Origin of the sequence: Microcoleus sp. S28C3 (genome assembly GCF_036700785.1) — a bacterium.
Lineage (GTDB): Bacteria > Cyanobacteriota > Cyanobacteriia > Cyanobacteriales > Microcoleaceae > Microcoleus > Microcoleus asticus.
Map to the genome: position 1 here is coordinate 51,062 of NZ_JAUBPO010000019.1, position 24,060 is coordinate 75,121.

A 24,060-nucleotide genomic window follows, 5' to 3' on the forward strand; every position below is an offset into this window, starting at 1 on the left:
ACGTGCAACAAGCCTTCTACGATAGGGGCGATCGCACTTGGATCGGCCTTCGCAAGCTGCAGATTCGGCGGCTTGCGAAGGCTGGATACGACAGTCTCCAACAAAAAGCGCAAGCGTTGCATCTTCACCCTTCCAAAGCCGCCAACAGACACAGCAACAAAGCCTCCGTCCACTCGACGACAGCACCGTAAGTATCGCCCGTGTGGCCGCCCAAACGGTGGTTAAACCAGGCTCCGGCAAAAATTCCGATCGCACTTCCCCCCAAAGCCATCCCCACCGCCAACAGCCACCGATCGCCCTCCAAAACAACTTGCACCACGCTCAAACTCAGCAGCAACAGCACCCCTGGGATAAAATCAAAAGGAGAATAAATCGATTCTTTGTGAAAAGCTCCCTTACCCTCAGCCCGGAGATAGGGATACCGGGCGATCGCCACCAGTTGGCCCCACCTTCCCCAACCGGCGACACCCATCAAAGCCAGCCACCGATAGTTATTCAAGTCCGAGAGAGCGGCTGTTTTCAGCAGCACGATCGCGATCGCAGCCATCGCCCCAAAGGCTCCTGTAACGCTGTCCCGCATGACTTCTAGCCTGCGCACGGGGTCTGGTACAGCCAGCCCGTCTGCCGCGTCCATAGCCCCGTCTAGGTGCAGCCCGCCAGTAACGGCGATGCCCAACACTACCACTAAGGCCGATCGAGTCAGAGCAGGCATTCCCAACAACTGCAACCCAAGATCCGCCAGTCCCAGCATCCCCCCAATCAAAAGCCCGATCGCCGGTGCCAAGCGAGCAATGCCCCGAAACTCCAAAGTCCAAGACATCGGCACCGGCAAACAAGTATAAAAAGCGACTGCGGCTGCGATGGCAGCGCCTTGATTCCGGAAAAAGCCGATCGTAGAGCGAACCAATTTATTATCCACCATAAGATAGAAAGTTTTTCATCTCGTATGCAGTTGTCAATCCCTTAGCGTGTGCCAGAATTGGAGCTGTAACACCCTAGTTTTTTGGATCGGGCATTCCTCCTGTCCGAGCTCTTTTCCCCGGAAAACCTCTGTCGGCAGCGATCCCGAAGCTCCCTATCTAAAATGACTAAACTCAAGATCCCCGTTTCCCTTCCCAAGAATTCTAGCTAACTCCCTGATTTCCAAGACGGGAACATAATACAACAGAGGCTTTTACTCCATGAGTCACGACCAATTGAATAACAGGGTAGTTGCTCCTTGCATCATCGATACAGGGATTGTCGTCAACAAACGCGATATCAAAAGATTGCTGTTTGATTTAGGACGTGTCCGCTACCTTCACATACAAGATGGCAAGATTTACAGCGAAGGGGAAGGTTATGTGCTCGAAGTCTTCGCCAACCCCCATCGTTCTACCCTGATTGCCAACCATGCGCTTTATTTGAACGTGTATAGTTTTGATTACCTCGAACTGAAACAGTCCCCTGAAGATGGTGCTTATTTTGACTTGATTCAAGACGGACGGCAGTTGCGCTTAATTCCCCTCTCCAATCCTTTGCAAGAGCAATTCGCCCGGAATTTAAATGCTGCGGCTTTGGATGCGGTTGTCGATCAGGTACTCTCAGGCAACTGGGATCTGCCATTGGATGAGGACGATTCCCCCTTTTAATCGTCAGTCTGTCGATTTTAGATTTTAGATTTTAGATTTTAGATTTACTTGCAGCATTGAATCTGGGAGTTAGAACTAAGGTCTAAAATTTTTTGCCCTCCACGACGATTGTCGGAAACTTGTATCCGTTTTTGGGCGGGGTCATGAGTTTTTTGTCGCGATGTCATCAACAATAGATTAGATAACACGGACGGCCGAGTAGCGGTTAACGATCGTCGGGGACTAATGACTGAAGACAACACGGGATTTTCTTTTAAATGTCAGGCTAATTGCAGCCATACCCAAGCGCGTGCAGGGGTTTTTTCCACTCCCCACGGTGTTGTGGAAACGCCTAAATTTATGCCCGTGGGGACGCTAGCTAATGTCAAAACTTTGACACCAGCACATCTTGAGGCGGCGGGTTCTCAAATGGTTTTGGCAAATACTTATCACTTGCATTTGCAGCCGGGGGAAGCGATTGTCGCAGGCGCCGGCGGATTGCATAAATTCATGGCTTGGCCGGGCCCGATTCTGACGGATTCGGGCGGCTTTCAGGTGTTTAGCTTGAGCCAAATGCGCCAGATTAGTGATGATGGGGTGACTTTTCGGTCTCCCCGCGACGGCCGCAGGATTAATTTGACGCCGGAACGATCGATCGAAATTCAGAATCAGTTGGGGGCCGATGTGATTATGGCCTTTGACGAGTGTCCCCCTTACCCCGCTACGCGGGAGGAGGTGGAGGCGGCAACAAATCGCACTTACCGCTGGCTGCAACGCTGCATTCAAGCTCACTCGCGCCCCGATCAAGCTTTGTTCGGCATTGTGCAGGGGGGTGTTTTCCCCGATTTGCGATCGCGCGCGGCGAACCAGTTAGTAGATTTGGATTTACCCGGTTACGCGATCGGCGGGGTTAGTGTCGGGGAATCGGGGGATTTGATCGCAGAGATTGTGAGGGTGACGGCGCCCCTGTTGCCGGCAAATAAACCGCGTTATTTGATGGGGATTGGGACTTATCGGGAAATGGCGTTGGCTGTGGCGAGTGGCGTAGATATGTTTGACTGCGTGATTCCGACTCGGCTGGGCCGCCACGGGACGGCTTTTGTGGGTGGGGAACGCTGGAATTTGAAAAATTCTCGGTTCCGGGAGGATTTTGCTCCCCTGGATGAGTCTTGTCCTTGTTATACCTGCCAAAAATTCAGTCGGGCTTATTTGGCACATTTGGCGCGGGCTAACGAAGTGCTGGGGTATACTTTGCTGGCGCTTCACAATGTGACGGAGTTGATTCGCTTTACTGGGAGGATGCGGGAGGCGATTTTGGCCGATCGATTTACTGAAGAGTTTGCTAGCTGGCTCGCACCAAGAGTCGATCGATCGTGATTGCCTTGGGTGAAGATATGCGACAATTATGAAAATTCTGTTGGATAGGTAGGTTGATTCATGGAAGCTGCATTACTCTTAGCAAAACTGCCCGAAGCTTATTCGATTTTTGAGCCTTTGGTTAATGTTTTGCCCGTTATTCCCGTGTTTTTCTTGCTGCTGGCTTTTGTTTGGCAGGCCGCTGTCGGATTTAGATAAGTTTGATTTCATAAAAAGCAGGGGCAATTCACAAATTGCCCCTGCTTTTAGTTATTAAGTTTTGTTTCGTTCTTCTTTCTGGCTTCAGCCACCGCCGATCGCACTTTTGAAAGCTGGCCTTTCTGAGATCCGCTTGATGTAATCTACAACAGCCGGATAAGGACTGAGGTCTAGCTGTAGCACCATCGGAATGTAACCCAATATTGACCCGACTGCTGCGTCGGCGACGCCGAATTCATCACCCATTAAAAACGGCTGTTTCTCGAAGATTTGATTAAGCGGTGTTAACAAGCGGGGAGTTTCGCGATCGCGAGTTGCTTCTGTAAATATTCCCGGCCCGAGGCTGGCATTAGCAAACATCACCCACTGCACGATTTGAGCTTGCTGCTCCAAAGTCTCGGGCATTTTACCATGTTTTTGAGCTAAATACAGCAGAATTGCACCGGATTCCCAAAGTTTAAAATCTCCCTCAACAATTGCCGGTACTTGGCCGATCGGGTTAATTTCGAGATACTCTGGCTGCAAGTGTGCCCCTGCTGGCATATCTAGGGTGACGAATTCGTAGGGAACCGCTATTTCTTCTAGATACCACTTGACAATTGATGCCCTGCTGCGGGCTCCGCCGTAAAGTTTCAGCACGGAATTTTTATCCTTTAATGCAATATTGCTGTTATAGCATTTTTTGGGAATTGGGCATTGGAGCCACAGCCTCCGGGTATGTGTTCCCAGGCATAGCCTGGAAGGAGTATCCATTACCCATTACCCATTACCCATTACTAATGACTAATGACTGCCGACACTGCTGTTAAATGCGAAAATAAGATATTGCTGCCGATCGCAATTAAAATTACGCCTCCGAGGAACTCTATTTTATTTCCAAATAAGTTGCCGCACTTGTGACCGATAAACACGCCAGCAAATACGACCAAGAAAGTAATAAATCCGATCGCACTAACGACAGGGCCGATCGAAGTTTTTAGCACTGCAAATCCGAGACCAACTGCGAGGGCATCGATACTCGTCGCCACCGACAGCGTTATCAAAGTTCCCGTATCTAAGGGATTAAACTTTTTCTCGCATTCTTCGCTTTGCAGCGATTCATAAATCATTCTACCGCCAATGAAACTCAAAAGCCCAAAAGCTATCCAATGGTCGATCGGTGTTATCAAAAAACTAAAACTAAGACCTATTAACCATCCTATTACGGGCATTAAAGCTTGAAAAACTCCGAAAAATAAGGCAATTTTTAAAGCTTTATTGACCTTCATGTGTTTGATTGCTAAACCGCTGGAAACAGCGACAGCAAAAGCATCTGCTGCTAGTCCCAAGGAAAGTAATACGGTAGTGGCTGCATCCATTTTTGTAAATTGTTAGATGTTATAGGTAAAGTGTTCCTCTTGACTGTTTTACTTTACACTAAATTTTGATAAAGTTGCAGTTTTTTCATATTTGATTCATTTTTAAATCACATTGGTTTCATAATTGACGGTATTCAAAAGCTCAGGGCTTATCTGTATGATAATGAAAAATTATGAGCTACAGTTCTGGACGCAAAAAGTGGTTTTACGTGCTACTTATAGCGGTGTACCCGATCGCCATAAGTAGCACCCTAAATATAGAGGTTCTGCGTTCAGGACTAAACTAAGCCCAGGCGCATCTAAATTTTAAAGTCAAGTTTGATGAAATTCTGCTGGGGTGTCCCGCCCCCGAAAAATACAGCGCAAGATGCCCGACAGCTTAGCATTTAACGCTTCGATAAATTGAAATAAAAACTGGGCGATTGAAATCGATCCGACGCGGAGGAAGAGGGAGGCAAAAGCATTCATCATTTACGATGCTCGATCGACTGTTAAAATTTTCAATTAAACGATCGGCAATTTTACTATAAACTCAGCACCGCCCCCAGTTTGAGATTGAACCGGAGATTCAACTTTAAGGCTGCCGCCGTGCAATTCTACAATAATTTTATAGCAAACCGACAGATCCAATCCTGTAAACTTATTAAATAATTTACTATGGCCAAACTGGTCAAATATTATGTGTTGAATTTCCGGCGGAATTCGGGACCCGTTGTGGGCGATCGATACTGCAATACACCTGCCTGGAGAATCCTCGACAATATTTGTTTTAATTGTAATAATTTGAGCAGAGTTTTCAATACTGTTAACAGCATCAATGGCATTGCTCAGGAGACTCGCGAATACCTGGCTCAGTTGAGCGGGATAACACAAAATTGGCGGCAGGTTGTTGTACTCCTTGACTACTAATATTTTTTTTTCCAGCCTGCTCGCTAGCAACAGCAAAATATTTTCGATGCTTTCATTAAGGTTGGCGTGTACTTTGTTGGCTTCGTCAGGAAGCGAAAATTTCCACAAAGCAAGGACTATTTGGCGAATGCGATCGGTTCCTATTTTCAAAAGATTGAGAATTTGCGGCAACTCTTGGCTAATAAAATCTATGTCGCCAGACTGTATTTCTTTGGCAATTCGCGGCACAGGTTCGGGATATTGTTCGCGATAGAGGCGAATTATATTAAGCAAATCTTTGATATAATCGTTGAGGTGAAGCACGCGGCCGTAAATAAAGTTAATCGGGTTATTAATTTCTTGAGCAACTTCGGCTGCTAGTTGACCGACAAGAGCCATTTTTTCGCTTTGTACTAAATGCTCTTCATTTCTTCTGAGTTTGGCTAATACTTCTTCCAAAAGTTTGAGCTTTTCTTGAACTTGCCCGTTGAGTTGGGATTGGGAAATTGCGATCGCCAGCGAGTCTGCAATTGCTTCTAAAACTTCCACCTCGTCGGGAGTCGCAAACCGCCGGTTTGTACAGGCGAACAGATATCCGAGCCGATTAGTCTGAGTCAGTACGGGTACTGCTGCGTAGTGGCTGTTTGTTAGTTCGATATAGGCGTGTTCCTGAGACGTTCCGCTATCAGGGGCGACGGTTTTATATAGCAGTATCGTTTCGCAGCGGTGGAGGCGTGCAGCTAAATCTCCAGAGGGCCCTCCTGGAACGCCGAAGATTCCCAAGCGCCCGGGCAAACCTTCCCGGCAATATTCCCAGCTAAATTCTAAAGTATCTTGTCGGGGATCGTACCATCCGAAAATTGCTCGATCGAGCTTCAGCAAAGTACCGAGTTCGTCTACTGTAGTTTGGATGATGCGATCGAGGTGCAAACAAGCGCGAATGCGGCCAGTCAAGCGGTGGAGAAGGGCTTCTGTGCGAGTGCGGCTGCAATTTAGGGCAAACAGCTTGAGTGCGGCAATTGCTGCGAAAATAGCTGCGGCTGCAAGTACGGCGGCGGCTACTGCTAGTAGATTGAAGGGGAGCAGTTGTTTTTCGAGATTGTCGCGGGGAATTACGAGGGCGATCGACCATTCAGCTTGTTCTAAAGGAAGATAGGCAACATAAACTCTGGTGTCGTTGATTTGAGTCAGCAAAATGCCAGTTTTTTGATAAACCATCTCCCGGGCTACATTCGCCAAATTAGCATCTGCAGACTCTAAAAGACTGGGAGCCGGCTTGTCGATATTTCCGATTAACCCAGCGTTGGGATGGACAATCGGCACTCCTTGAGAATTGAGAACAAAAGCGTAAGTTCCTGGCCCGTATTCCAGCTTTCCTACTACTTCCGCAATTCGGTCGATGCTAATGACCCCGTTCATTACTCCGATCGGCTTTTCTGCTGTTTTATAAATAGAATTTGCCGAATTTGACCACACCGGAGCCGAAATCGGAACAATACTTTGTTTTTTGAGCGTGCGAGAAATGGTAGGATCTGAAACATAGACTTCCCCAGCCATTGCCTTTTTGAAGTGTTGGCGGTCGCTGACATTAATCAAGGCTCTGCCGACTTTTGTGGTGAAATAAGAACCGTCGGGAGCTATTAATGCGAAATGCTGGAATTTTTCCAGTCGAATTACTTCGGATTTTAAATAAGGCTCTGCCACTGACCAATTCATCGAACGAACGGGAGGAGTGTGGGCGAGGAGTTGGATCTCAGCCTTTCTAGTGCCGAGCCACCGATCGATATTGTTCCCGCGCTCCCTAACTTCTAACAAAGCATTTCGCTCTAAATTGTTGATAATCAAGCGACGAACGCTTTGATAGCTGATACAACCAGTGATGCTAGCTGCCAGAATTGTTACGCCCCAAAGTAACAGCGCAGTTTTGTAGGGAAGAGGGTATTCGCCCTTAAATCCCGCTGGCAATAGTCGAGTTAATTTCCACCACTTAACTCTCGCAAAGCTTCCCATTGTTTGACTAATTTGTGAGATTGAAATTCTCAGATCACCTGCGATGTAGTCCCAGCCTGCCAATAGTCTGAAACTACGAGCATTGAATAATTGCGGGAATTTTGGAATTTTTTCCCGCCGGCTGGTTCACACTGTTAAACGGCCATAAAAAATTTTACTATATTTTTTATTTAATTAGAATATTTAATCAACAAATTAAGAGTTTTCTTAACACTCCTTAATAATTTATGTTGATTAGGTGATGTGCGCAGGCATCATTCTACGTTGAGATGTTCGGCGTTTTTGTTATGAGGTAAGGTACACACACAGCGGTACACCCTACTTTCAGATGTTTGGGGTTGGTCTTAATATTGAAATATTAAAAGCTTTTCCCTCATTAATGAATGAAAAGCTTTTTAAATTTTTAATTTACATCTCAAAAACCAAAACTATTTTCCCTGCATCCGCTGACTGAGGCGCTGCTAAATAGCCTCAGTTGCGCGATTTGTTTAAAGAACCTTGTGAGTGTGTTCGTGCTGTTTCACATTGTCTTCAGTGCGAATAACGCGCTCGGAGTTGAGGACTCTTTTGCGTTCTAAGGAATAAGTAAAGTCGTTGCGAACGGTTCCCAAGGGAATGTGAAGTTGAGCTTGGGGGCGGATTTTGTAAGTGCGGGCAGCGGAAATCGCCCGAAAGCCAAATTCTTCGCTAAACTGAGCTGATGTCGGGAATTCTGGCAACATTTTTGGTGATTCGCCATCGAGCACTGCTCCCAAAGTCGTCCCGCAAGCCATTAAATAGGATGTGGGAATTCCCTTGACAATTGCTTCCAAAGCTGCTGAGGGAATAGCTTCGATTACTTGCACTTCAAAAACTTCGCCTTCTTCTTTGATGAAGCAGGTAGCTACACCGACTGCTATGTAGTCGTCGGTGCAGAGATCCGGAGCGTTGGGATAAACTGTTGCAGTCGTCATAAGAAAAGCTTGGTAGTGTGGAAACCGGGAACGAGAAATTAAGGGATTTGAAATTTGAGATTTTACATTTTTTCCACGGTTTTTTTCGGGGATTTTACGTGGAAAATCTCAAACTGGCTGTTCTAATACCTAAAATTTTTGGGTTAAGCTCCGAAGAGCCGATCGCACGATTGTGTCGATCGTACCACATCAAGGTAAATGCCGGATGATTCGGCAAGGATTTCCCGCCGCCACGACGTTTGCGGGAATATCTTTGACAACGACACTGCCTGCACCGATCGTGCTATTGTCGCCAATAGTGACTCCTGGACAAATAATACTGCCGCCGCCAATCCAAACATTATTGCCAATATTAATTTCAGCGGCGAGTTCTAGGCCAGCAACTCTAATTTCCGGGTCTGTGGGGTGAAGAGCGGTGTAAATTTGGACGTTGGGCCCGCACAGTAAATTTTCGCCGATGCTAACTCGATTGCAGTCGAGAATCACGCAGCCAAAATTCATATACAATCCGTTTCCAGCATAAATATGGCTGCCGTAGTCGCAGTAAAAAGGTGGCTCGATTTCAACTTTCGGCCCGACTGCACCGAACAATTCCGCGATAATTTCTAACCGTTTGTCTGGTTCGTCTTCGCGGGTAGAATTGTAGGTTCTGGCGAGGCGGCGGGCTCGCCGGCGCTCTGAAATCAATTGCTCGTCCGCAGCTAAATACAATTCGCCGGCGAGCATTTTTTGTTTTTCGGTTTTTTCCATAAGAATCGGCGGTTGTAACCGCCACTATACAAAGTTTCGCCCGTCTCTAAGAGACTGAAGAATAATCTAGGGTGCGTAGCGCGCACCTTATCGCTATAATTAGCGCGTCAAACCATTTTTTGATTTTGCAGCCTAGATTTAGGGGCCGGGTTTCGACTGCAAACAAACGGCTAAATCCAGGTTGGTTAATTGCTCAAAAGCTCGATCGATCGATCCTTTGGAGCGCAAAAAACCAGTATTGGCAGCGGGGCAAATATATTGCAGAGTGGAGGGCGAAAATCGATCGATAATTGACTTAACGCTGTTAATTTGCCGGGGCCAGTGAAAAGTTTTTGCCGTCAATAGCGGTACTGGGGCAGCTTCTCGGTTGGGGAGCAAGTGTCTGCCCGAAAACAGCACTCCGCCGCTGCCACTATCATAAAGGCAAGACGAACCTGGAGAATGGCCTGGAGTCCAAAATGCTTTTATTCGATCGCTCACAGCAAATTCTCGCTCAAAAACCGTCACCTTCAATCCCGGCAGCAAATAAGCTTCCTGCTCTTGAATCAGGATATCGCACCCCGTGGCTTCCTGAATCTCCCGCGCCTTGCCGATAGCGCCGCGGTGGGTGAGAAACAGCAGTCGCACACCGCCGCGCGCGAGCAAAAAGGTTTGGTTAATCTCATCCCAAGCGGGACAATCCACCAGGATGTTCGATTCGTTTTCTACAATGAAATAAGCTGTTGCACCCAGGGTATCCCGGTTAGGCGGGAAAGCAAAGATATTGTCCAGCACGGGTCTGGGCTGTTTGGAGACTGAACTCTGTTGTTTCAAGGAAGTATTTCAGAAGGGAATGGGATAAATATTATGTTGTTTTTACTATGGTTGTTCGTATTGGGGCTGATCTCGTACTACTTGTTGCAGAACGGCATCAGCCGCATCACCCGAACTCCGGTATGGCTGCTGTGGCTGGTAATGATGGCGCCGCCGTTGATTTGGAGCGGTTGGGTTTTAGTTAACGGTACGAGCAAAAAAGTACCGCCGGAGTTAGTAATTATACCTTTTCTGGTTTGCCCTTTTTTGTATTGGTTTTTGGTACAGTTGGGGCGCAAGAAAATTACCGCCGAAACTGCTGAGCAGGTAGCCGACTCTGCGACTGAACCTGCAAAGCCAAAACCGCCCGTGCGCCCGATCGACGCAGCAGAAGAAGCGAGTTTGCGCGATTGTTTTCCTTGGTCAATTTACTTTTTGCGAGATTTGGAATTTCGGCCGCAGGCTGTAATTTGTCGCGGACAGTTGCGCACGAACCCGGAGGCGGCTTATCAGGCAATTCGGGAGAATGTGGAGAGGCTTTTTGGCGATCGCTTTTTAGTAGTATTTCAAAACAGCTTGAGCGGTCAACCTTTTTTTGCCATAGTTCCCAATCCCAGCCACCAATCAGGGGAAACTCCTGTCAAAACCGAATCTGTAACCAGGCCTTTTTTTGCATTAGCTTTGCTGCTGATCACGGTGTTTACGACTACGCTTGTCGGGGCGCGACTTGCCGGAGTTACTGAACAAGCTTTGCAGTCCAACCCGTCACTATTGCTCCAGGGTTTGCCTTACTCGCTGGCTCTGATTACAATTTTGGGAATTCACGAATCCGGCCACTATTTAGCTGCCCAATTTTACAAAATTCGCACGACTCTGCCTTATTTTATTCCGATTCCTTTTTTCTTGGGAACTTTTGGCGCGTTCATTCAAATACGGAGTCCAATTCCCAACCGCCGAGCTTTATTTGATGTTAGCATTGCCGGGCCCCTTGCGGGTTTAGTTGCGACAGTGCCATTATTAATTTGGGGTTTGGATCATTCGACAATTGTACCGCTCTCTGACAAGTCGGGAATGTTAAATTTTGAGTCTTTCAAACCCAATTTTTCGCTGCTGATGACTCTCTTGAGCAAGTTAACCTTGGGCGGTGCTTTGAATGCGGAAACTGCGATCGATTTGCATCCGGTAGCGGTGGCGGGTTATTTGGGTTTGATAGTGACGGCGTTTAATTTGATGCCCGTGGGACAACTTGATGGCGGGCACATCGTGCACGCGATGTTCGGCCAGCGAGCGAGTATGGCGATCGGGCAAGTTGCTAGACTTTGTATGCTGCTGCTTTCTTTTTTGGAACAGGGTTTGCTGCTGTGGGCGATTATTTTGTTCTTGACGCCACTCAACGATGAACCGGCGTTGAATGATGTCAGCGAATTGGATAATCGGCGGGATTTTTTGGGGTTGCTGGCGATCGGGCTTTTGTTAATGATTTTGTTACCAGCGCCCAGGGTGCTCCTGGAGTGGTTAAATGTTTAGAAGAAACTTCGGCAACAGATTCGCAAGGCGGATTTAACGACTTTAACGGATTTAATTAACGGATTGATGTTGAAGTCCGAGGGAAGAGAGAAGAAGGAACAAAAGAGAGGTTGAAAATTTATGCAAGGGTTGCTATACAAGCGAGTTTAGCGTTTCTCTACTCGCTTTCGATCTCGAAGTAATCTTTATTTTCACCGACTTACCTGAGAACGATGTCTTACAAATCCTTTACTTTCCAACATTTAAAAGATCGGTTTGGATTGGAGCCGTCACTGGGTTCTATTCTGAGTGCTAAGGTTATTCCTTTAGAACCCTCCGAATGGCTTTGGAGAACCCTAGAAATTAGTTCTAACACTGCTGTGACAACTGCAAAAGAACGTTCGGAACGGATTATTTCTCCTATTTTGTTAGAATCTAGAGAAAGGAACAACCGACAATTTTCTATCTTTTCCGGCTGGTCATTTGATGTAGATGTCGATCGGGGATTGAATGGAGAATGCGATTTTATACTGTCTTCCGTACCCTTTGATTTTGAAATTAAAGTCCCCATTTTTGCATTGAGAGAAACGAAAGGCGGAGAAATAGAATCTTGTCTCCCGCAGTGTGCTGCACAAATGGTGGCGGCTCAGGTATTTAACGAAGGCGAACACAATTCACTACCTGCCGTATTTGGCTGCGTAACTACTGGCGTTGTCTGGCGGTTTCTTAAATTAGAAGGAAATAATTTAATTATTGATGCTGATGTTTATTGTCTCGATAATGTTCCTATGATTTTAGGTGTTTTGCAAAGAATTGTTAATTTATACTAATAATTTAACTTTCATAATAAAAGAGGTTATTATTGAGAAATTTCGTCGTTCCTACAAACTTAATTAGATTTTATTACCGGATGCGAAAGCGAAAAAGTTTGACCGCAAATCAAATAATATAGCTGTACCAATGATCGCAATGACTCCCGAACAAACAGCGCTAATTCCGATTTATCGCGAAAAGTGGCGGCAAATTGGAGTTTCGATAAAACCAGTCGATCGCCCGCAAGCTACAGCCGCCATAAACACCGCCTACAATATCATCGGCTTTCCTGAACCGGAAATTATTTTCTGTGACAGCCCTTACACAGCTTTGCAAGCAGTTGAACCGCTAAGAATACGCGATTCGGGTCGGGGAACTGGCAGCGAAATCAGAAACAAAATTCATAATGAATTGTACGATATATTAAGAAGTCAACTCAGCAGGGAACTGGAAAATAAAATTTACAGCACACTCTATAATCCGCTGTACGCTCAACTGATGAATCAACTGCACGTTCATGTTAAAGACGAAGTTTACGTCAAATTAGCACGGAAGTTGGGCGGGAGATTTCAGAGACTCCAGATCGATGGGGCCGATCGTAATAACACCATAGTTTCCGAACTCTCAGCCTGTCACGGAAGTTGGGTAGAGTTTTGTATTGGCGTGTTAAATTTGGAGTACGATCGCTCTTTATATTCAGCTTTTCAATCCTTAGTGGAAAAGTGCGGCTGGATTTACCCGTTTGAGAAAAAGTGCTTTGTGTGCGATCGCCCGCGACAACTTCATTTTGACAGCGAATATTTGCTCCACGCAGAAGGTCAACCAGCGATCGAATTTGCTGACAAGTTCAGCGTATACTGTTATCGCGGCGTGCGACTGCCGGAAACAATCGGTCAAGTTCCGCCTCAGTCTTGGCAAGCTTCATGGCTGTTAACAGAAGATAATGCCGAAGTGCGGCGAGTTTTGATTCAGGCGATCGGCTATCCGAAAATTTGTCAAGAATTGCAAGCAACTGAATTGGATACTTGGCAAGAATATACTTTGTTGAAAATTGAGAATAATATTGACTTAGAGCCAATTTATTTGTTAAAGATGACTTGTCCGAGTACGGGACACGTTCACGTTTTGCGAGTGCCGCCGGAAGTGCGATCGGCTAAAGAAGCGATTAGCTGGGTAAATTGGGGAATAGATCCAGAAGAATTTCAAGTGCAAACTTGACCGGAAAGTTTAGAGTGTTGAGTGCGCTAGTTGACTGTTAAAGAATTACAGCGCCACAAAAACAGCGTTCTGCACAAGTCCAGAACAATTAAAAAATGTAGATTTACAGCCCGCACTTGGTACTATGTACTCTGGCAGCTAAAACCCACAACTTCAAATCGACATGAGCCAGCATTCAGACCGCATTGCCCCTCACGGCGGCATCCTGGTCAACCGCATTGCCACACTAGACCAAAGACAAGAATTTTTCGACAAAGCAGAAGTATTGCCGCGAGTTCAGCTTTCGGATCGATCGATCTCCGACCTGCAAATGATCGCCATCGGCGCCCTGAGTCCCCTCAAAGGGTTCATGAACGAAGCTGATTATCGATCGGTCGTCAAACAAATGCGCCTCTCCAACGGCCTCCCTTGGTCGGTTCCCATCACCCTCTCGGTAACAGAAGCAGTTGCCGATACCCTGAAAGCAGGAACTTTAGTGCGCCTCGACTCGCCGGCGGGCGAATTTGTCGGGCTCTTGGAACTCGCAGAAAAATACCGCTACAGCAAAGAAGAAGAAGCCCTCAACGTCTACCGCACCGACGACCTCAAACACCCGGGCGTCCAAGTAGTAGACAAATCCGGGCCAGTTAACCTCGCAGGCGACGTTTGGCTGCTGGAACGCGAACTAGATGTCCGGTTTCCCCAATACCAAATTGACCCGGCGAAATCGAGACTGCTGTTCAAAGAAAAAGGATGGAAAACCATAGTCGGTTTCCAAACCCGAAACCCCATCCACCGGGCGCACGAATACATCCAAAAATGCGCCTTAGAAACAGTAGACGGCTTATTTCTGCACCCGCTAGTGGGGACGACAAAAGATGACGATATCCCCGCTGACGTGCGGATGCGCTGCTACGAAATTCTGCTAGAAAAATACTATCCAAAAGACCGCGTAATTTTGGCAATTAATCCGGCGGCGATGCGCTACGCCGGGCCGCGAGAAGCAATTTTTCATGCTTTAATCCGCAAAAACTACGGCTGCACTCACTTTATCGTCGGGCGCGATCACGCTGGAGTTGGCGATTATTACGGCACTTACGATGCCCAATACATTTTTGACGAATTTGAGCCGGGAGAATTGGGAATTGTGCCGATGAAATTCGAGCACGCTTTCTATTGCACGCTGACGGAACAAATGGCTACAACTAAAACAAGCCCCAGCACTCCCGAACAGCGGGTGCATTTGTCGGGAACCAAAGTGCGGGAAATGCTGCGCGCTGGAAAATTGCCGCCGCCGCAGTTTTCCCGGCCGGAAGTCGCCGCCGAATTAGCCAAGGCAATGAATATTTTCAATTACGAGATTTAAACGTTGAACCTTGGTGCGGGCGGTATTTTGAATAGTTTTTAATTTTGAGTTTTGAGTTTTAAAGTGGAAATTTTAAACTTAAAGCTCAAAAGTTAAAACTTAAAAACTCTCTTAATACTAAACATTTACAATCTAATTAATTTCCCTCAAATTATTGAGAGGAATTTAACTTAAAATTCAAAACTTAAAATTAAAAGCTATTTAAAAATGGGACTGAAGCGGCGGGAATTTTTGCAGCAAGCTGGCCGAGTGCTAGCGGCCATCGGAATTAGCGAGACCTTGTGGCTGCGGTTGGGCGATCGCTACCTCCAAGCCTTAGCCCAGCCGACAGCGAGGAAATTGGCTTTGTTGGTTGGCGTTGACAAATATCCAGACTCGCCCCTGCACGGCTGCGTCACGGATGTGGAATTGCAGCGGGAACTGCTGATCTATCGGTTTGGGTTTGCGCCGTCGGACATTCTGACTTTGACTGACGCTCAAGCTACCAGGGAAAATATCGAGACGGCTTTTGTGACTCACTTGAGCGGACAAGCAAAACCCGGTGACGTGGTAGTTTTTCACTTTAGCGGCTGCGGTAGTCGAGTCAGTTTGGCTGAGTCTCCCGGAATAATGCAAAACAGTTTGGTGCCGGCGGATGATGTTTTGCCGCTGTTAGCAAACCGGGCGGTGAACGATATTTTAGAGGAAACGCTGCTGCTGTTGGTGCGATCGCTCGCGACAGAAAATGCGATCGCCATCCTCGACACCAGCTACACCTATCCGGGTTCCCGCAAAAACGGCAACTTTCGCATTCGCTCCCGTCCCCGCCCCACCATCGGCGAGCCAAGCCTCGCAGAATTAACGTTCGCCGAAGGCCTCAAATCCAGCCCAAATCTCCGTCCGGCGGCCGCCGTACTTGCCGCGGGCGCGAATTCCCAACTCGCCGCCGAACAAGAGTGGAACGGATTTACCGCAGGTTTGTTTACCTACGCCCTCACCCAAACTTTGTGGTGGGCAACTCCGGCTAGCAGCTTCAGCGTCAGTTTCAGCCGCGCTGCGGGTACAGTCGAGCAAATGACGGGGTTATCGCAGGAACCGCAAATTCGCCATCACGATTTAACAGCGCCGCTGGCGGTGAATTTTTCAAGTTTAATGTTGAATTCCCCTGCATCTGACGGCGCTGTGACGGCGGTGGAAGAAGGCGGCAAAACTGTGCAGTTGTGGCTGGGCGGGTTGTCGCCGGGAGTTTTGGAGTGCTGCGGGGGTTCTGTGTTTGCTGTGGATTCCTCAGCGGGCGCGAGGCTTTTGCTGCGGGGACGCACCGGCCTCTCTGCTAAAGCCCAAGTTTTAGACAAGCCCGATCGAACTGACGGGCAACTAACAGCCGGCGAACTGGTGAGGGAAGAAATTCGGGTATTGCCGCGAAATATCGGTTTGACAGTAGCTTTGGACTCAGGTTTGGAACGCATCGAGCGGGTGGACGCCACCAGTGCTTTCTCGACTTTGCCACAACTTGCGGCCGTAGGTAGCGAGCAACCTGCTGACTGTCGGTTCGGCAGAGTCCCGGAAACGAGTTTAGCCGAAACAGTCTCGCCTCACGAGCCTGGTTTGATACAAAGCCGTTACGGTTTGTTTTCTTTGGCTCAAATTCTGATTCCCGATACTCAGGGCGATGGGGGAGAAGCCGTCAAGGTGGCGGTGCAGCGCTTGATTCCGCAGTTAAAAGCACTGCAAGCGGGGAAGTTGCTGCGGCTGACAGTCAATGAGGGGTCTTCGCGCCTGAAGGTGCGGGCGGTTCTGGCAACTCTCGCACCGCAAGCGCGGACTGTGGCGCAGCGAGAGCCGGTGCGGGCCGGCGGTGATTATCGGCTGGAACCGCTGAGCGGGGAAAGTGAGAAATCGGTCGGGGATTATATACCAAGTGTGGAAAAAGGCAGCAGCCTTCAGTACGGTTTGTATAACGACAGCGATCGCCCGGTTTACTTTGCGGTGTTTTGCACGGACAGCGCGGGACGGCTGTCCGTGCTCGGCGCTGAGGGGGAAATGTCGCGGGCGATCGCTCCTGGGGAGAATTTGACTGTGCCGGCGGCTGGGGCGATCCTCTTCGAGGGCTTCGCTAACGGGTGGGCGGTATCCGGGCCGATCGGACTTGCGGAAATCGTGATTATATTTAGTGAGAATCCCTTCGCTCAAACTCTGGCTGCAATAGAAGCCGAAATGCCGCAAACGAGGGATGCCCAGTCAATTCGAGTGTTGTTGAATCCTTTAAATGTGGCGCGGGCGGTGCTCGAAGATTTGCACGCGGCTAGCATTCCGGGGGTGCAGAAAGTGGGGATATCGACGGATGATTTGGCTTTGGATGTGAATGTTTGGGCAACTCTGAGTTTTGTTTATCGGGTAATTGGGAATGGGTAATTGGGAATTGGGGAATGGGGCATTGGTAATTGGGAATTGGGAATTGGGCATTGGTAATGACAACAGTCAACCGTCAACAGTTAACAGTCAACTGATATCAATTCCGGCTGCGCCGGAATGATATAGAGGACACGGCAGTGCCGTTTCCCTACGCCAGATTTATTGTAGGGACACGGCACTGCCGTGTCCTGATTTCGGGTTATATTAATTCCGGTGCAACCGGACTTGATATAACAACTAACAACCAACCAATAACACTAACTACTTACTGCTGGCTGATAAACCTTTTCCACCATTTGCGCCAAGCGTTTCATTGCAGTTTCAATCTCATCATTTGTGGCAGTCAAACTGATGCGCAAACACTCGTGTTTGTGATGCCAATCTTCCCGCAAACCGGGGAAGAAAGAACTTCCAGGCACGACAATTACGCCGACTTTCTTCAACTCTTGATACAGTTCCCAATCAGTCATCGGCAAATCTTTCAGCCACAACCACGCGAAAATAGCTCCTTCGCCCCGGTGCAAAAACCACGGCAAATCCTTCGGCATTGCTTGTTCTAGAGTGCTTTCTACGATCGCAAATTTGCTTTGATAGTACGGCCGAATTACGTTGATGGAGATGTCGGCAAGAGCGCCGGAAGCAATAGCCCGAGTTGCGATCGCCTGTCCGTATCTCGGCGAATGAATGCACATATTGGTCTGAAAACATTCTAATAGTTGAATGATTTTTTCATCACCGATCGCAATTCCGATTCTTTCACCCGGCAATCCGGCTTTCGACAAGCTCATGCAGTGCACGATATTGCCGCCAAAAATCGGCGTCATTTCAGTAAAATTCAAAGACGGGAAGGGAGGGCCGTAGGCGGAATCAATCAACACCGGCACGTCGAAAGCGGCCGCTAAATCGGCAATTTTCTTAACTTCGTCGTCGGTGAGAACGTTGCCCGTGGGGTTGCAGGGACGGGAAAAAATGACGCAACCGGTGGTTTGGTCGATCGACAATTGGCTGAAATCCGGGCGGTATTTGAACCTGTGGGCGGCTGCATCAATATCGAGGGTGGGTTTGCAGGCGACTACCGCTTCGGGAATCAAGCTAACGCCGCCGTAACCCGTGTAGTCTGGGCTCAGCGGTAAAACAATTTTTTTAAGCTGTTTGCTGGTAGTGTACCCGCCGAAAGCGTTGGCTGCGTAGAAATATATCGATTGACTTCCGGGAGTAATTAGGATATTGCGATCCGTCAAATTCAGCCCGTAACGCTGGTTAAAATCCGCCAATACCGCATTGATAAACGGCTGATAACCTTGACTGGAACCGTACCGACAAACCACCTCGCCGTATTCCGGGCTCGCCAAAAGTTCCGCAGTGCAGTCGCGCCACAACTGTTCGACTTCCGGCAAAATCACCGGATTTCCCGCGCTCAAATTGATAAACTCCTGCCCGCTTCCGGCTCTGAGAGTTTCAATAATATCTTTCATAATTGCCCGAACTCCCGTGAGGTGGGACATCTGAGCGCCAAATTGAGTAAGGGCAGGGTTCATAGCAAATGCAGCGACAAATATAGAAGTTTACAGTTTACCCATGATAACTCCAGTCGCAGGCGTTAGCCTAGCTTGTCTGGGGCATGGGTTGTCGATCGAGCGTCTGATTAATTCAATAAACTCGATCGGACAGCATTTGTTTTTTCCCCTGTGCGCGTCCCCGAGCCTAAGATTCTGAGCATTGGTGGATTCCTATCGATCGAAAAGTGTTTTTTACCTGAAAATTCGCGAACAGGCAGTATGATCGAATTCAAGAGTTTTGGTGGGATTTCGCGCCGCGCCAGATGAATTTCCAATACTTGACAGCAACTGTTGGGGAATCTAAGATTAGCAGCCAGACCCGATCTCAACAGAATTTTATTGGCTCCGGTTACTGCTATAATTGCAGGATAAATCCAGCCTCAAAACTCACATTTGTTGCTAGCTCATGTTCGTGATTCGCGGTTTGTTGACAGCGGTGCATTTCATTATCAATCCGACTAAAGCCTAGATAGCTCGTCACCTCGCCATTTTAGTGGCGTTACACAAAAAATACCTAAATTCCAACGCAAATTAACAGCCATAAAATTTCACAAAACAATGACACACTTTCCACTTACAGAATACGAGAAACTTACAGATCCTAAAGCCAAAGCAGTGTACGAAGAAATCTTGACAGACTTGGGGTTTGGTATCGTCCCCAACCTGTTTAAGTCAATGGCAATTAACCCTGACTTATTAGAAGCAAATTGGAAAAAATTCCGGGGAACCATCCTGCAAGGAGATTTACCCCGCACCCTTAAAGAAATGGTCGGCGTCGCTATTTCTCAATCAAATAATAGCGAGTACGCTCTCCAAGTTCACCTGCACGGATTGTCAGCGTTGGGGATGAGCGAAGAAATCCTGCGAACCCTAGTTTCTGACTTTGCCAACTGCCCTTTGCCAAAACGCGATAAAGCCGTAATTACCTTTGGCTTGCTGGCTGCTACAAAACCTTTGGAAGTGACAGAAACTGATTACCAAAACCTGCGGGATTTAGGGCTAGATGATTCTGAAATATTTGAGATTATTGCAACAGCCGACCTGTTTAGCTTTGTCAACCGATATACCGATTCCATTGCCCTCGAAATAGATGCTTTGTAATCTATATTTTATACCCCTATTATGGGCGAGCGGCTAGAAGATCTAGATCGAGAAGAACTTCTGTTGACAGCCCGCCGTTTATTAGCAGAAGCTCAAGCGCTTTCCATCCGCATTTCCGCCGTCAACGAAGTTGCCACAGCCATTAACCGCACCCTAGATCTCAACCAGATTTTGCGGGTAGTAGGCAAGCAAGCCAAATGGCTGCTCGACTTTGAACACTGTAGCGTTTGCCTGCACAGCACTAACGCTTGCACGACCTTATTTGGCCCGCATATCCCTGTAGATTTTGCAGCCCTCCCAGAGGGCAGCCCTATTAACAAGGCTTTCAAGACACGTCAACCTCAATTAATTCAAGAAGCGGGTGCTACTGCTATTTTGTCCCCCTACGCTTCGCAAATTATACTTCCCTTGGAAAGCGAAGGTAAGGTTTTAGGGACAATTAATTTTGCCACTACCAAGCCGCGATCTTACACTGTAGAAGACTTGCGGATTGGCTATCTTTTGGCTTTGCAACTATCCTCAGCCATCCGCAATGCTGAGCGCTTTAAAGAGATAAATAGCCTCTATGCCGATCTCGATACCGAAAAGCACAAATCTGACCAGCTACTGTTGAACGTGCTGCCGGTTGAAATTGCCGAGGAACTCAAAAATAACGGCAAAGTGGAACCACTTTATTATGATTGCGTATCTGTTTTATTTACTGACTTTCAAGACTTTACTAACTTATCCGAACACATGACGCCGCGAGAGTTAGTTGACGAACTAGACTACTGTTTTTCTTATTTCGATCGCGTGATGGATAAATACTCTATGGAAAAACTGAAGACTATTGGCGACAGCTATATGTGTGCGGCGGGAATTCCTACGCCTCGCCCCACACACGCCTTTGACGCTGTACTTGCGGCCATAGAAATTCGACAGTTCATGGATTTGCGAAAAATGCAGAAAGTTCAACAAAATATTACTTATTGGGATATCCGCATTGGCATTCATTCAGGTCCCATACTTGCTGGGGTAATTGGCAATAAAAAGTTTGCCTATGATGTCTGGGGAGATACAGTTAATACTGCATCTCGGATGGAATCTTCCGGCGTAGCTGGAAATATCAATATCTCTAAAGACACGTTTGAATTAGTTAGAGATTTTTTTGAATGCGAATATCGAGGAAAAATTCATGCTAAAAATAAGGGCAACTTGGATATGTATTTGGTTCGCCATCTTAAATGATTTTGGAAATGGCTAATTACTGAGGGAGGATGGCTAACCGAGCTTTGATACCATGTTAAATTTTAGATTTTAGATTAGAAAATTGGGCATGACTGATGACTATCACGGTTGGGATCGCGGGCCTACAGTTGCATTCTCTTTAACTGGTGTTAGTAGAAATAAAACTCAACTATGAACGTAAAATATATTGCTCGCAGTTTTTGATCGGGAGATGGGTATTGTATCGCAGTGCCCCCAGACTATATTAAAATGATCGAGTTGTAGATTTTAATTTTTAATTATTTATGCGTATTTGGCAAGCCGATTTCTACCGCCGCCCTGTCCAAGACGAAACTGGTAAACCACTGTGGGAACTCTTAATTTGCGACTCGGAAGGCAGTTTTCAATTTAGCGCTATTTGCCGCCAGGGCGCCGCAAATTCTAATTGGCTAGCCTCGCAGTTGCAGCAGCAAGCTCAAGCCCAAAATTTGCCCGACTTGATTCAAGTATTTAGACCTCAGTCTCTCAGCTTAATCGAAGCTGCGGGCAAAGTTTTGGGTGTCAAGGTAGAAGCGACTCGGCGCACTGCTGCTCTGAAATTGCTGCTGCAACAACGCGCAAAAGAATATTCGAGTATGCCTAATTATACAGGTGAAACTTACAGTGCGATCGCCCTCGACTCGCCGCCGCCCGTACCCTTACCGGAAAACCTCTGGGGGGATGGCTGGCGTTTTGCTTCCCTACCCGCCGGCGACATTGAAGATGCTTTCCAAGGGCGTCCCCTGCCAATTTTGGAAATGCCAGAATTGCTGTTACCGCTGAATTTGGGCTTGGCTTCCACAGTACCCGTACCGGGAGTTGTGATTGACGGCGGACGCCAGTCTATGCGGTTGGCTAGATGGCTTCAGGATGCCAAACCTTTTGCTTTGAATTATATCGCTGGAGAACCCGACGGATTGATATTGGAAGCTGGGTTAGTAGATAGGTGGATTGTGGCTACTTTTGAAGATAGCGAGGTGAAAGCAGCGGCCAAAATTTACCAACAGCGCAAGCAATTAAGTAAAGGATTACATTTTTTGTTAGTGCAGCCCGATGATAGTGGCATGACTTATACAGGCTTTTGGCTGTTGAATTTTGATCGATAAGATGTAAATAATATTATTTTTGATGTTGCTCAATCGCGCGCCGAAAAATAGTAAAATACAGCCCGAACTCAGTTCCAGGAGATACAGACTCAAACACAACTTTTAAAACAGTTTCTGGAGCTAGCAAGAGATCGTGCTGCAAATTTATTCTACAACTAAAATCAATCCGTTTTGGATACCCTGACACACTCGGTTGATGTGAACATGATCGTTTTGGTCGATCCCGTCGAGGACTGCTGACTTCAGCAATCGTCTGTCAAGGGGGGTAATTTGGCGAAAAGCAAAGATGCGCTGGACGATCGCTTCGATCGAGATTTTGGGGAGATTAGCAGAGCTGACTGTCATGGTCTTAACACGCTAAAAGTAGATAACAGAACTGTGTAGCTTTATTTTTAAAGATTTCGTGAAGTCATACTGTGATTAATATCACATACTTTATGTGACAATATAGTGTATGTCGGGTGACTTTTGTCACGAAATATTCAATTATTGTTACGCCAACTTAACGGTGGCCCGATAGAATCACTGTGGTAAAACTCAAGCAGAAAGTAAAAATGGCACAAGCAAAAATCGGAATTATCGGCGGCAGCGGTTTGTATAAAATGGAGGCCCTCAAGGATATTGAAGAGGTAAAAATTGATACACCTTTTGGAGCGCCATCGGATGCCGCAATTGTGGGAACTTTGGACGGTACGCCGGTAGCATTTCTGGCAAGACACGGCCGCAACCACACTTTTTTGCCCTCAGAAGTGCCTTACCGGGCAAATGTTTATGCCATGAAGAGTTTGGGAGTAGAGTATTTAATCTCAGCGTCGGCGGTTGGTTCCCTGAAAGCAGAGGCGAAACCTTTAGATATGGTAGTGCCGGATCAGTTTATCGATCGCACAAAAAATCGAGTTTCTACCTTTTTTGGAGAAGGAATTGTTGCTCACATCACATTCGGCGATCCGGTTTGCGGCGAATTGGCTAAAGTATTGGCAAGTGCGATCGAATCCTTGAACCTCACCGACGTTACCCTGCACCGGGGCGGCACTTACGTCTGCATGGAAGGCCCCGCATTTTCCACAAAAGCAGAATCCCACCTGTACCGCAGTTGGGGGGCGACAGTCATCGGAATGACAAATTTGCCGGAAGCAAAATTAGCCAGAGAAGCAGAAATTGCCTACGCAACTTTAGCATTAGTCACCGATTATGACTGCTGGCACGAAGATCACGACAGCGTAACAGTAGAAATGGTAATAGCAAATTTGCACCGCAATGCAGAGAATGCTCAAAAAGTCATTCAAGAAACAGTCCGTAGACTAACAGAAAATCCCCCAGTATCTGATGCACATTCAGCTTTAAAATATGCAATTCTGACTCGGCTGGATCAAGTGCCGGCCGCAACTAAGGAGAAAATGGGTTTGTTGTTGCAGAAATATTTGTAATTAGTTATCGGTTTCGCACCAGTAAATCCCACAATCTTGAGCGATCGCATACTATCCGTCGGGGTCATGTCAACTATCTAATCGTGAAAGTAATTTTACGAGCAGTTGATGACCCCGATAAATGATTAATAATTGCTAGAACTTCCTCTCGTGTGAGAACAGTTGGCATATAACGACTTCTTTTTGCTCGTACTGTATCAACTTGTAAATCTAATTCTAAGTTTCGGATTTTCGTGACTTAGGAATTGACTATACGAAAATTTTCGGTATAATAAATATTTGGCTTGCTTAGTCGGCTCTTCTGGAGTCAAGGTGATAAGCAAAACTAATTAGAAAAGCAAGCTAATAGCCTCGCCCGAAAGTTATCAAAGTTGACAAAGCCATAGGCTTGCCGCTTAATCAACTTGATT

At 47.1% G+C, this 24,060-nt stretch carries 23 protein-coding genes; 13 read left to right on the top strand and 10 right to left on the bottom strand.

Features of this window, described 5'->3' with window-relative positions; genetic code table 11:
• Positions 1-124 precede the first annotated feature (124 nt).
• Positions 125-922 (bottom strand): adenosylcobinamide-GDP ribazoletransferase, encoded by a 798-nt coding sequence (gene cobS / locus QUA13_RS08250; RefSeq protein WP_172187060.1) that lies wholly within the window; start codon positions 920-922, stop codon positions 125-127.
• Positions 923-1,181: 259 nt separating this feature from the next.
• On the opposite strand from cobS, the gene QUA13_RS08255 reads away from it, so the two are divergent.
• From QUA13_RS08255 to QUA13_RS08265, 3 genes are all read left to right on the top strand, one after another.
• Positions 1,182-1,631, top strand: coding sequence for a hypothetical protein (locus tag QUA13_RS08255; RefSeq protein WP_333189974.1), 450 nt, complete (start codon positions 1,182-1,184; stop codon positions 1,629-1,631).
• 225 nt (positions 1,632-1,856) lie between these two features.
• Positions 1,857-2,987: a tRNA guanosine(34) transglycosylase Tgt gene (tgt, locus tag QUA13_RS08260; RefSeq protein ID WP_333197876.1), complete on the top strand. Its 1,131-nt coding sequence runs from the start codon at positions 1,857-1,859 to the stop codon at positions 2,985-2,987.
• Between the two features lie 60 nt (positions 2,988-3,047).
• Positions 3,048-3,185 carry a photosystem II reaction center protein K gene (locus tag QUA13_RS08265; protein WP_006634808.1) on the top strand — a complete coding sequence of 46 codons (138 nt, stop codon included), beginning with the start codon at positions 3,048-3,050 and terminating at the stop codon, positions 3,183-3,185.
• An 84-nt stretch (positions 3,186-3,269) separates the two neighbouring features.
• Here QUA13_RS08265 and QUA13_RS08270 read toward each other — a convergent pair whose 3' ends face one another.
• From QUA13_RS08270 to QUA13_RS08295, 6 genes are all read right to left on the bottom strand, one after another.
• Positions 3,270-3,824 carry a glutathione S-transferase family protein gene (locus tag QUA13_RS08270; protein WP_333189970.1) on the bottom strand — a complete coding sequence of 185 codons (555 nt, stop codon included), beginning with the start codon at positions 3,822-3,824 and terminating at the stop codon, positions 3,270-3,272.
• A 137-nt stretch (positions 3,825-3,961) separates the two neighbouring features.
• Positions 3,962-4,543 (bottom strand): manganese efflux pump MntP family protein, encoded by a 582-nt coding sequence (locus QUA13_RS08275; protein WP_333197877.1) that lies wholly within the window; start codon positions 4,541-4,543, stop codon positions 3,962-3,964.
• Between the two features lie 504 nt (positions 4,544-5,047).
• A complete protein-coding gene (locus QUA13_RS08280) occupies positions 5,048-7,441 on the bottom strand; it encodes a cache domain-containing protein (RefSeq protein ID WP_333197878.1) in 2,394 nt (797 codons plus the stop codon).
• A gap of 488 nt (positions 7,442-7,929) precedes the next feature.
• Positions 7,930-8,394, bottom strand: coding sequence for a hypothetical protein (locus QUA13_RS08285; RefSeq protein ID WP_172187066.1), 465 nt, complete (start codon positions 8,392-8,394; stop codon positions 7,930-7,932).
• 189 nt (positions 8,395-8,583) lie between these two features.
• A complete protein-coding gene (locus QUA13_RS08290) occupies positions 8,584-9,144 on the bottom strand; it encodes a sugar O-acetyltransferase (protein WP_333197879.1) in 561 nt (186 codons plus the stop codon).
• 138 nt (positions 9,145-9,282) lie between these two features.
• Positions 9,283-9,957 carry an MBL fold metallo-hydrolase gene (locus QUA13_RS08295; RefSeq protein ID WP_333197880.1) on the bottom strand — a complete coding sequence of 225 codons (675 nt, stop codon included), beginning with the start codon at positions 9,955-9,957 and terminating at the stop codon, positions 9,283-9,285.
• 33 nt (positions 9,958-9,990) lie between these two features.
• Between QUA13_RS08295 and QUA13_RS08300 the strand changes: the two genes are divergently transcribed.
• The 6 genes from QUA13_RS08300 to QUA13_RS08325 all read left to right on the top strand — a co-directional run bounded on the left by QUA13_RS08300 (position 9,991) and on the right by QUA13_RS08325 (position 17,333).
• On the top strand, positions 9,991-11,463 hold the full coding sequence (locus QUA13_RS08300) for a site-2 protease family protein (RefSeq protein ID WP_333197882.1): 1,473 nt from the start codon (positions 9,991-9,993) through the stop codon (positions 11,461-11,463).
• Between the two features lie 212 nt (positions 11,464-11,675).
• Positions 11,676-12,272, top strand: a complete 597-nt coding sequence (locus QUA13_RS08305; protein WP_333197883.1) for a hypothetical protein — start codon at positions 11,676-11,678, stop codon at positions 12,270-12,272.
• 130 nt (positions 12,273-12,402) lie between these two features.
• The gene (locus QUA13_RS08310; RefSeq protein WP_333197884.1) at positions 12,403-13,473 is read left to right on the top strand and encodes a DUF6745 domain-containing protein; all 1,071 of its coding nucleotides are present in this window, start codon (positions 12,403-12,405) and stop codon (positions 13,471-13,473) included.
• A gap of 163 nt (positions 13,474-13,636) precedes the next feature.
• Entirely contained in the window at positions 13,637-14,818 is a 1,182-nt protein-coding gene (gene sat / locus QUA13_RS08315; protein ID WP_333189954.1) for a sulfate adenylyltransferase, read from the top strand.
• Positions 14,819-15,025: 207 nt separating this feature from the next.
• Positions 15,026-17,212 (top strand): caspase family protein, encoded by a 2,187-nt coding sequence (locus QUA13_RS08320; protein WP_333197885.1) that lies wholly within the window; start codon positions 15,026-15,028, stop codon positions 17,210-17,212.
• Complete coding sequence (locus QUA13_RS08325; RefSeq protein WP_333197886.1) at positions 17,205-17,333, top strand: hypothetical protein; 129 nt, start codon at positions 17,205-17,207, stop codon at positions 17,331-17,333. Before QUA13_RS08320 ends, QUA13_RS08325 begins: the two co-directional genes overlap by 8 nt.
• Positions 17,334-17,469: 136 nt before the next feature.
• On the opposite strand, the gene QUA13_RS08330 is transcribed toward QUA13_RS08325, so the two are convergent.
• Positions 17,470-18,750, bottom strand: coding sequence for a valine--pyruvate transaminase (locus tag QUA13_RS08330; protein WP_333197887.1), 1,281 nt, complete (start codon positions 18,748-18,750; stop codon positions 17,470-17,472).
• Between the two features lie 579 nt (positions 18,751-19,329).
• On the opposite strand from QUA13_RS08330, the gene QUA13_RS08335 reads away from it, so the two are divergent.
• The 3 genes from QUA13_RS08335 (at position 19,330) to QUA13_RS08345 (ending at position 22,223) form a co-directional block, all read left to right on the top strand.
• Positions 19,330-19,872 carry a carboxymuconolactone decarboxylase family protein gene (locus QUA13_RS08335; protein WP_172187075.1) on the top strand — a complete coding sequence of 181 codons (543 nt, stop codon included), beginning with the start codon at positions 19,330-19,332 and terminating at the stop codon, positions 19,870-19,872.
• Positions 19,873-19,893: 21 nt separating this feature from the next.
• The gene (locus QUA13_RS08340) at positions 19,894-21,099 is read left to right on the top strand and encodes an adenylate/guanylate cyclase domain-containing protein (protein WP_333197888.1); all 1,206 of its coding nucleotides are present in this window, start codon (positions 19,894-19,896) and stop codon (positions 21,097-21,099) included.
• Between the two features lie 284 nt (positions 21,100-21,383).
• Positions 21,384-22,223: a Tab2/Atab2 family RNA-binding protein gene (locus tag QUA13_RS08345; protein ID WP_333197889.1), complete on the top strand. Its 840-nt coding sequence runs from the start codon at positions 21,384-21,386 to the stop codon at positions 22,221-22,223.
• A gap of 144 nt (positions 22,224-22,367) precedes the next feature.
• On the opposite strand, the gene QUA13_RS08350 is transcribed toward QUA13_RS08345, so the two are convergent.
• Positions 22,368-22,568 (bottom strand): hypothetical protein, encoded by a 201-nt coding sequence (locus tag QUA13_RS08350; protein WP_172187078.1) that lies wholly within the window; start codon positions 22,566-22,568, stop codon positions 22,368-22,370.
• 209 nt (positions 22,569-22,777) lie between these two features.
• Between QUA13_RS08350 and QUA13_RS08355 the strand changes: the two genes are divergently transcribed.
• A complete protein-coding gene (locus QUA13_RS08355; protein WP_333197890.1) occupies positions 22,778-23,650 on the top strand; it encodes an S-methyl-5'-thioadenosine phosphorylase in 873 nt (290 codons plus the stop codon).
• 325 nt (positions 23,651-23,975) lie between these two features.
• Here the strand turns inward: QUA13_RS08355 and QUA13_RS32705 are convergent, their stop codons facing one another.
• A complete protein-coding gene (locus tag QUA13_RS32705; protein ID WP_445242691.1) occupies positions 23,976-24,059 on the bottom strand; it encodes a hypothetical protein in 84 nt (27 codons plus the stop codon).
• Position 24,060: the final 1 nt, after the last annotated feature.

Bases quoted from the DNA above. Each gene is read 5' to 3' on its own strand.
- cobS (WP_172187060.1), bottom strand. From the start codon at position 922: ATGGTGGATAATAAATTGGTTCGCTCTACGATCGGCTTTTTCCGGAAT.
- QUA13_RS08305 (WP_333197883.1), top strand. From the start codon at position 11,676: ATGTCTTACAAATCCTTTACTTTCCAACATTTAAAAGATCGGTTTGGA.
- QUA13_RS08335 (WP_172187075.1), top strand. From the start codon at position 19,330: ATGACACACTTTCCACTTACAGAATACGAGAAACTTACAGATCCTAAA.
- QUA13_RS08340 (WP_333197888.1), top strand. From the start codon at position 19,894: ATGGGCGAGCGGCTAGAAGATCTAGATCGAGAAGAACTTCTGTTGACA.
- QUA13_RS08345 (WP_333197889.1), top strand. From the start codon at position 21,384: ATGCGTATTTGGCAAGCCGATTTCTACCGCCGCCCTGTCCAAGACGAA.
- QUA13_RS08330 (WP_333197887.1), bottom strand. From the start codon at position 18,750: ATGAACCCTGCCCTTACTCAATTTGGCGCTCAGATGTCCCACCTCACG.
- QUA13_RS08255 (WP_333189974.1), top strand. From the start codon at position 1,182: ATGAGTCACGACCAATTGAATAACAGGGTAGTTGCTCCTTGCATCATC.
- sat (WP_333189954.1), top strand. From the start codon at position 13,637: ATGAGCCAGCATTCAGACCGCATTGCCCCTCACGGCGGCATCCTGGTC.
- QUA13_RS08280 (WP_333197878.1), bottom strand. From the start codon at position 7,441: ATGGGAAGCTTTGCGAGAGTTAAGTGGTGGAAATTAACTCGACTATTG.
- QUA13_RS08290 (WP_333197879.1), bottom strand. From the start codon at position 9,144: ATGGAAAAAACCGAAAAACAAAAAATGCTCGCCGGCGAATTGTATTTA.
- QUA13_RS08350 (WP_172187078.1), bottom strand. From the start codon at position 22,568: ATGACAGTCAGCTCTGCTAATCTCCCCAAAATCTCGATCGAAGCGATC.
- QUA13_RS08320 (WP_333197885.1), top strand. From the start codon at position 15,026: ATGGGACTGAAGCGGCGGGAATTTTTGCAGCAAGCTGGCCGAGTGCTA.
- QUA13_RS08355 (WP_333197890.1), top strand. From the start codon at position 22,778: ATGGCACAAGCAAAAATCGGAATTATCGGCGGCAGCGGTTTGTATAAA.
- tgt (WP_333197876.1), top strand. From the start codon at position 1,857: ATGACTGAAGACAACACGGGATTTTCTTTTAAATGTCAGGCTAATTGC.
- QUA13_RS08325 (WP_333197886.1), top strand. From the start codon at position 17,205: ATGGGTAATTGGGAATTGGGGAATGGGGCATTGGTAATTGGGAATTGG.
- QUA13_RS08310 (WP_333197884.1), top strand. From the start codon at position 12,403: ATGATCGCAATGACTCCCGAACAAACAGCGCTAATTCCGATTTATCGC.
- QUA13_RS08265 (WP_006634808.1), top strand. From the start codon at position 3,048: ATGGAAGCTGCATTACTCTTAGCAAAACTGCCCGAAGCTTATTCGATT.
- QUA13_RS08285 (WP_172187066.1), bottom strand. From the start codon at position 8,394: ATGACGACTGCAACAGTTTATCCCAACGCTCCGGATCTCTGCACCGAC.
- QUA13_RS08275 (WP_333197877.1), bottom strand. From the start codon at position 4,543: ATGGATGCAGCCACTACCGTATTACTTTCCTTGGGACTAGCAGCAGAT.
- QUA13_RS08300 (WP_333197882.1), top strand. From the start codon at position 9,991: ATGTTGTTTTTACTATGGTTGTTCGTATTGGGGCTGATCTCGTACTAC.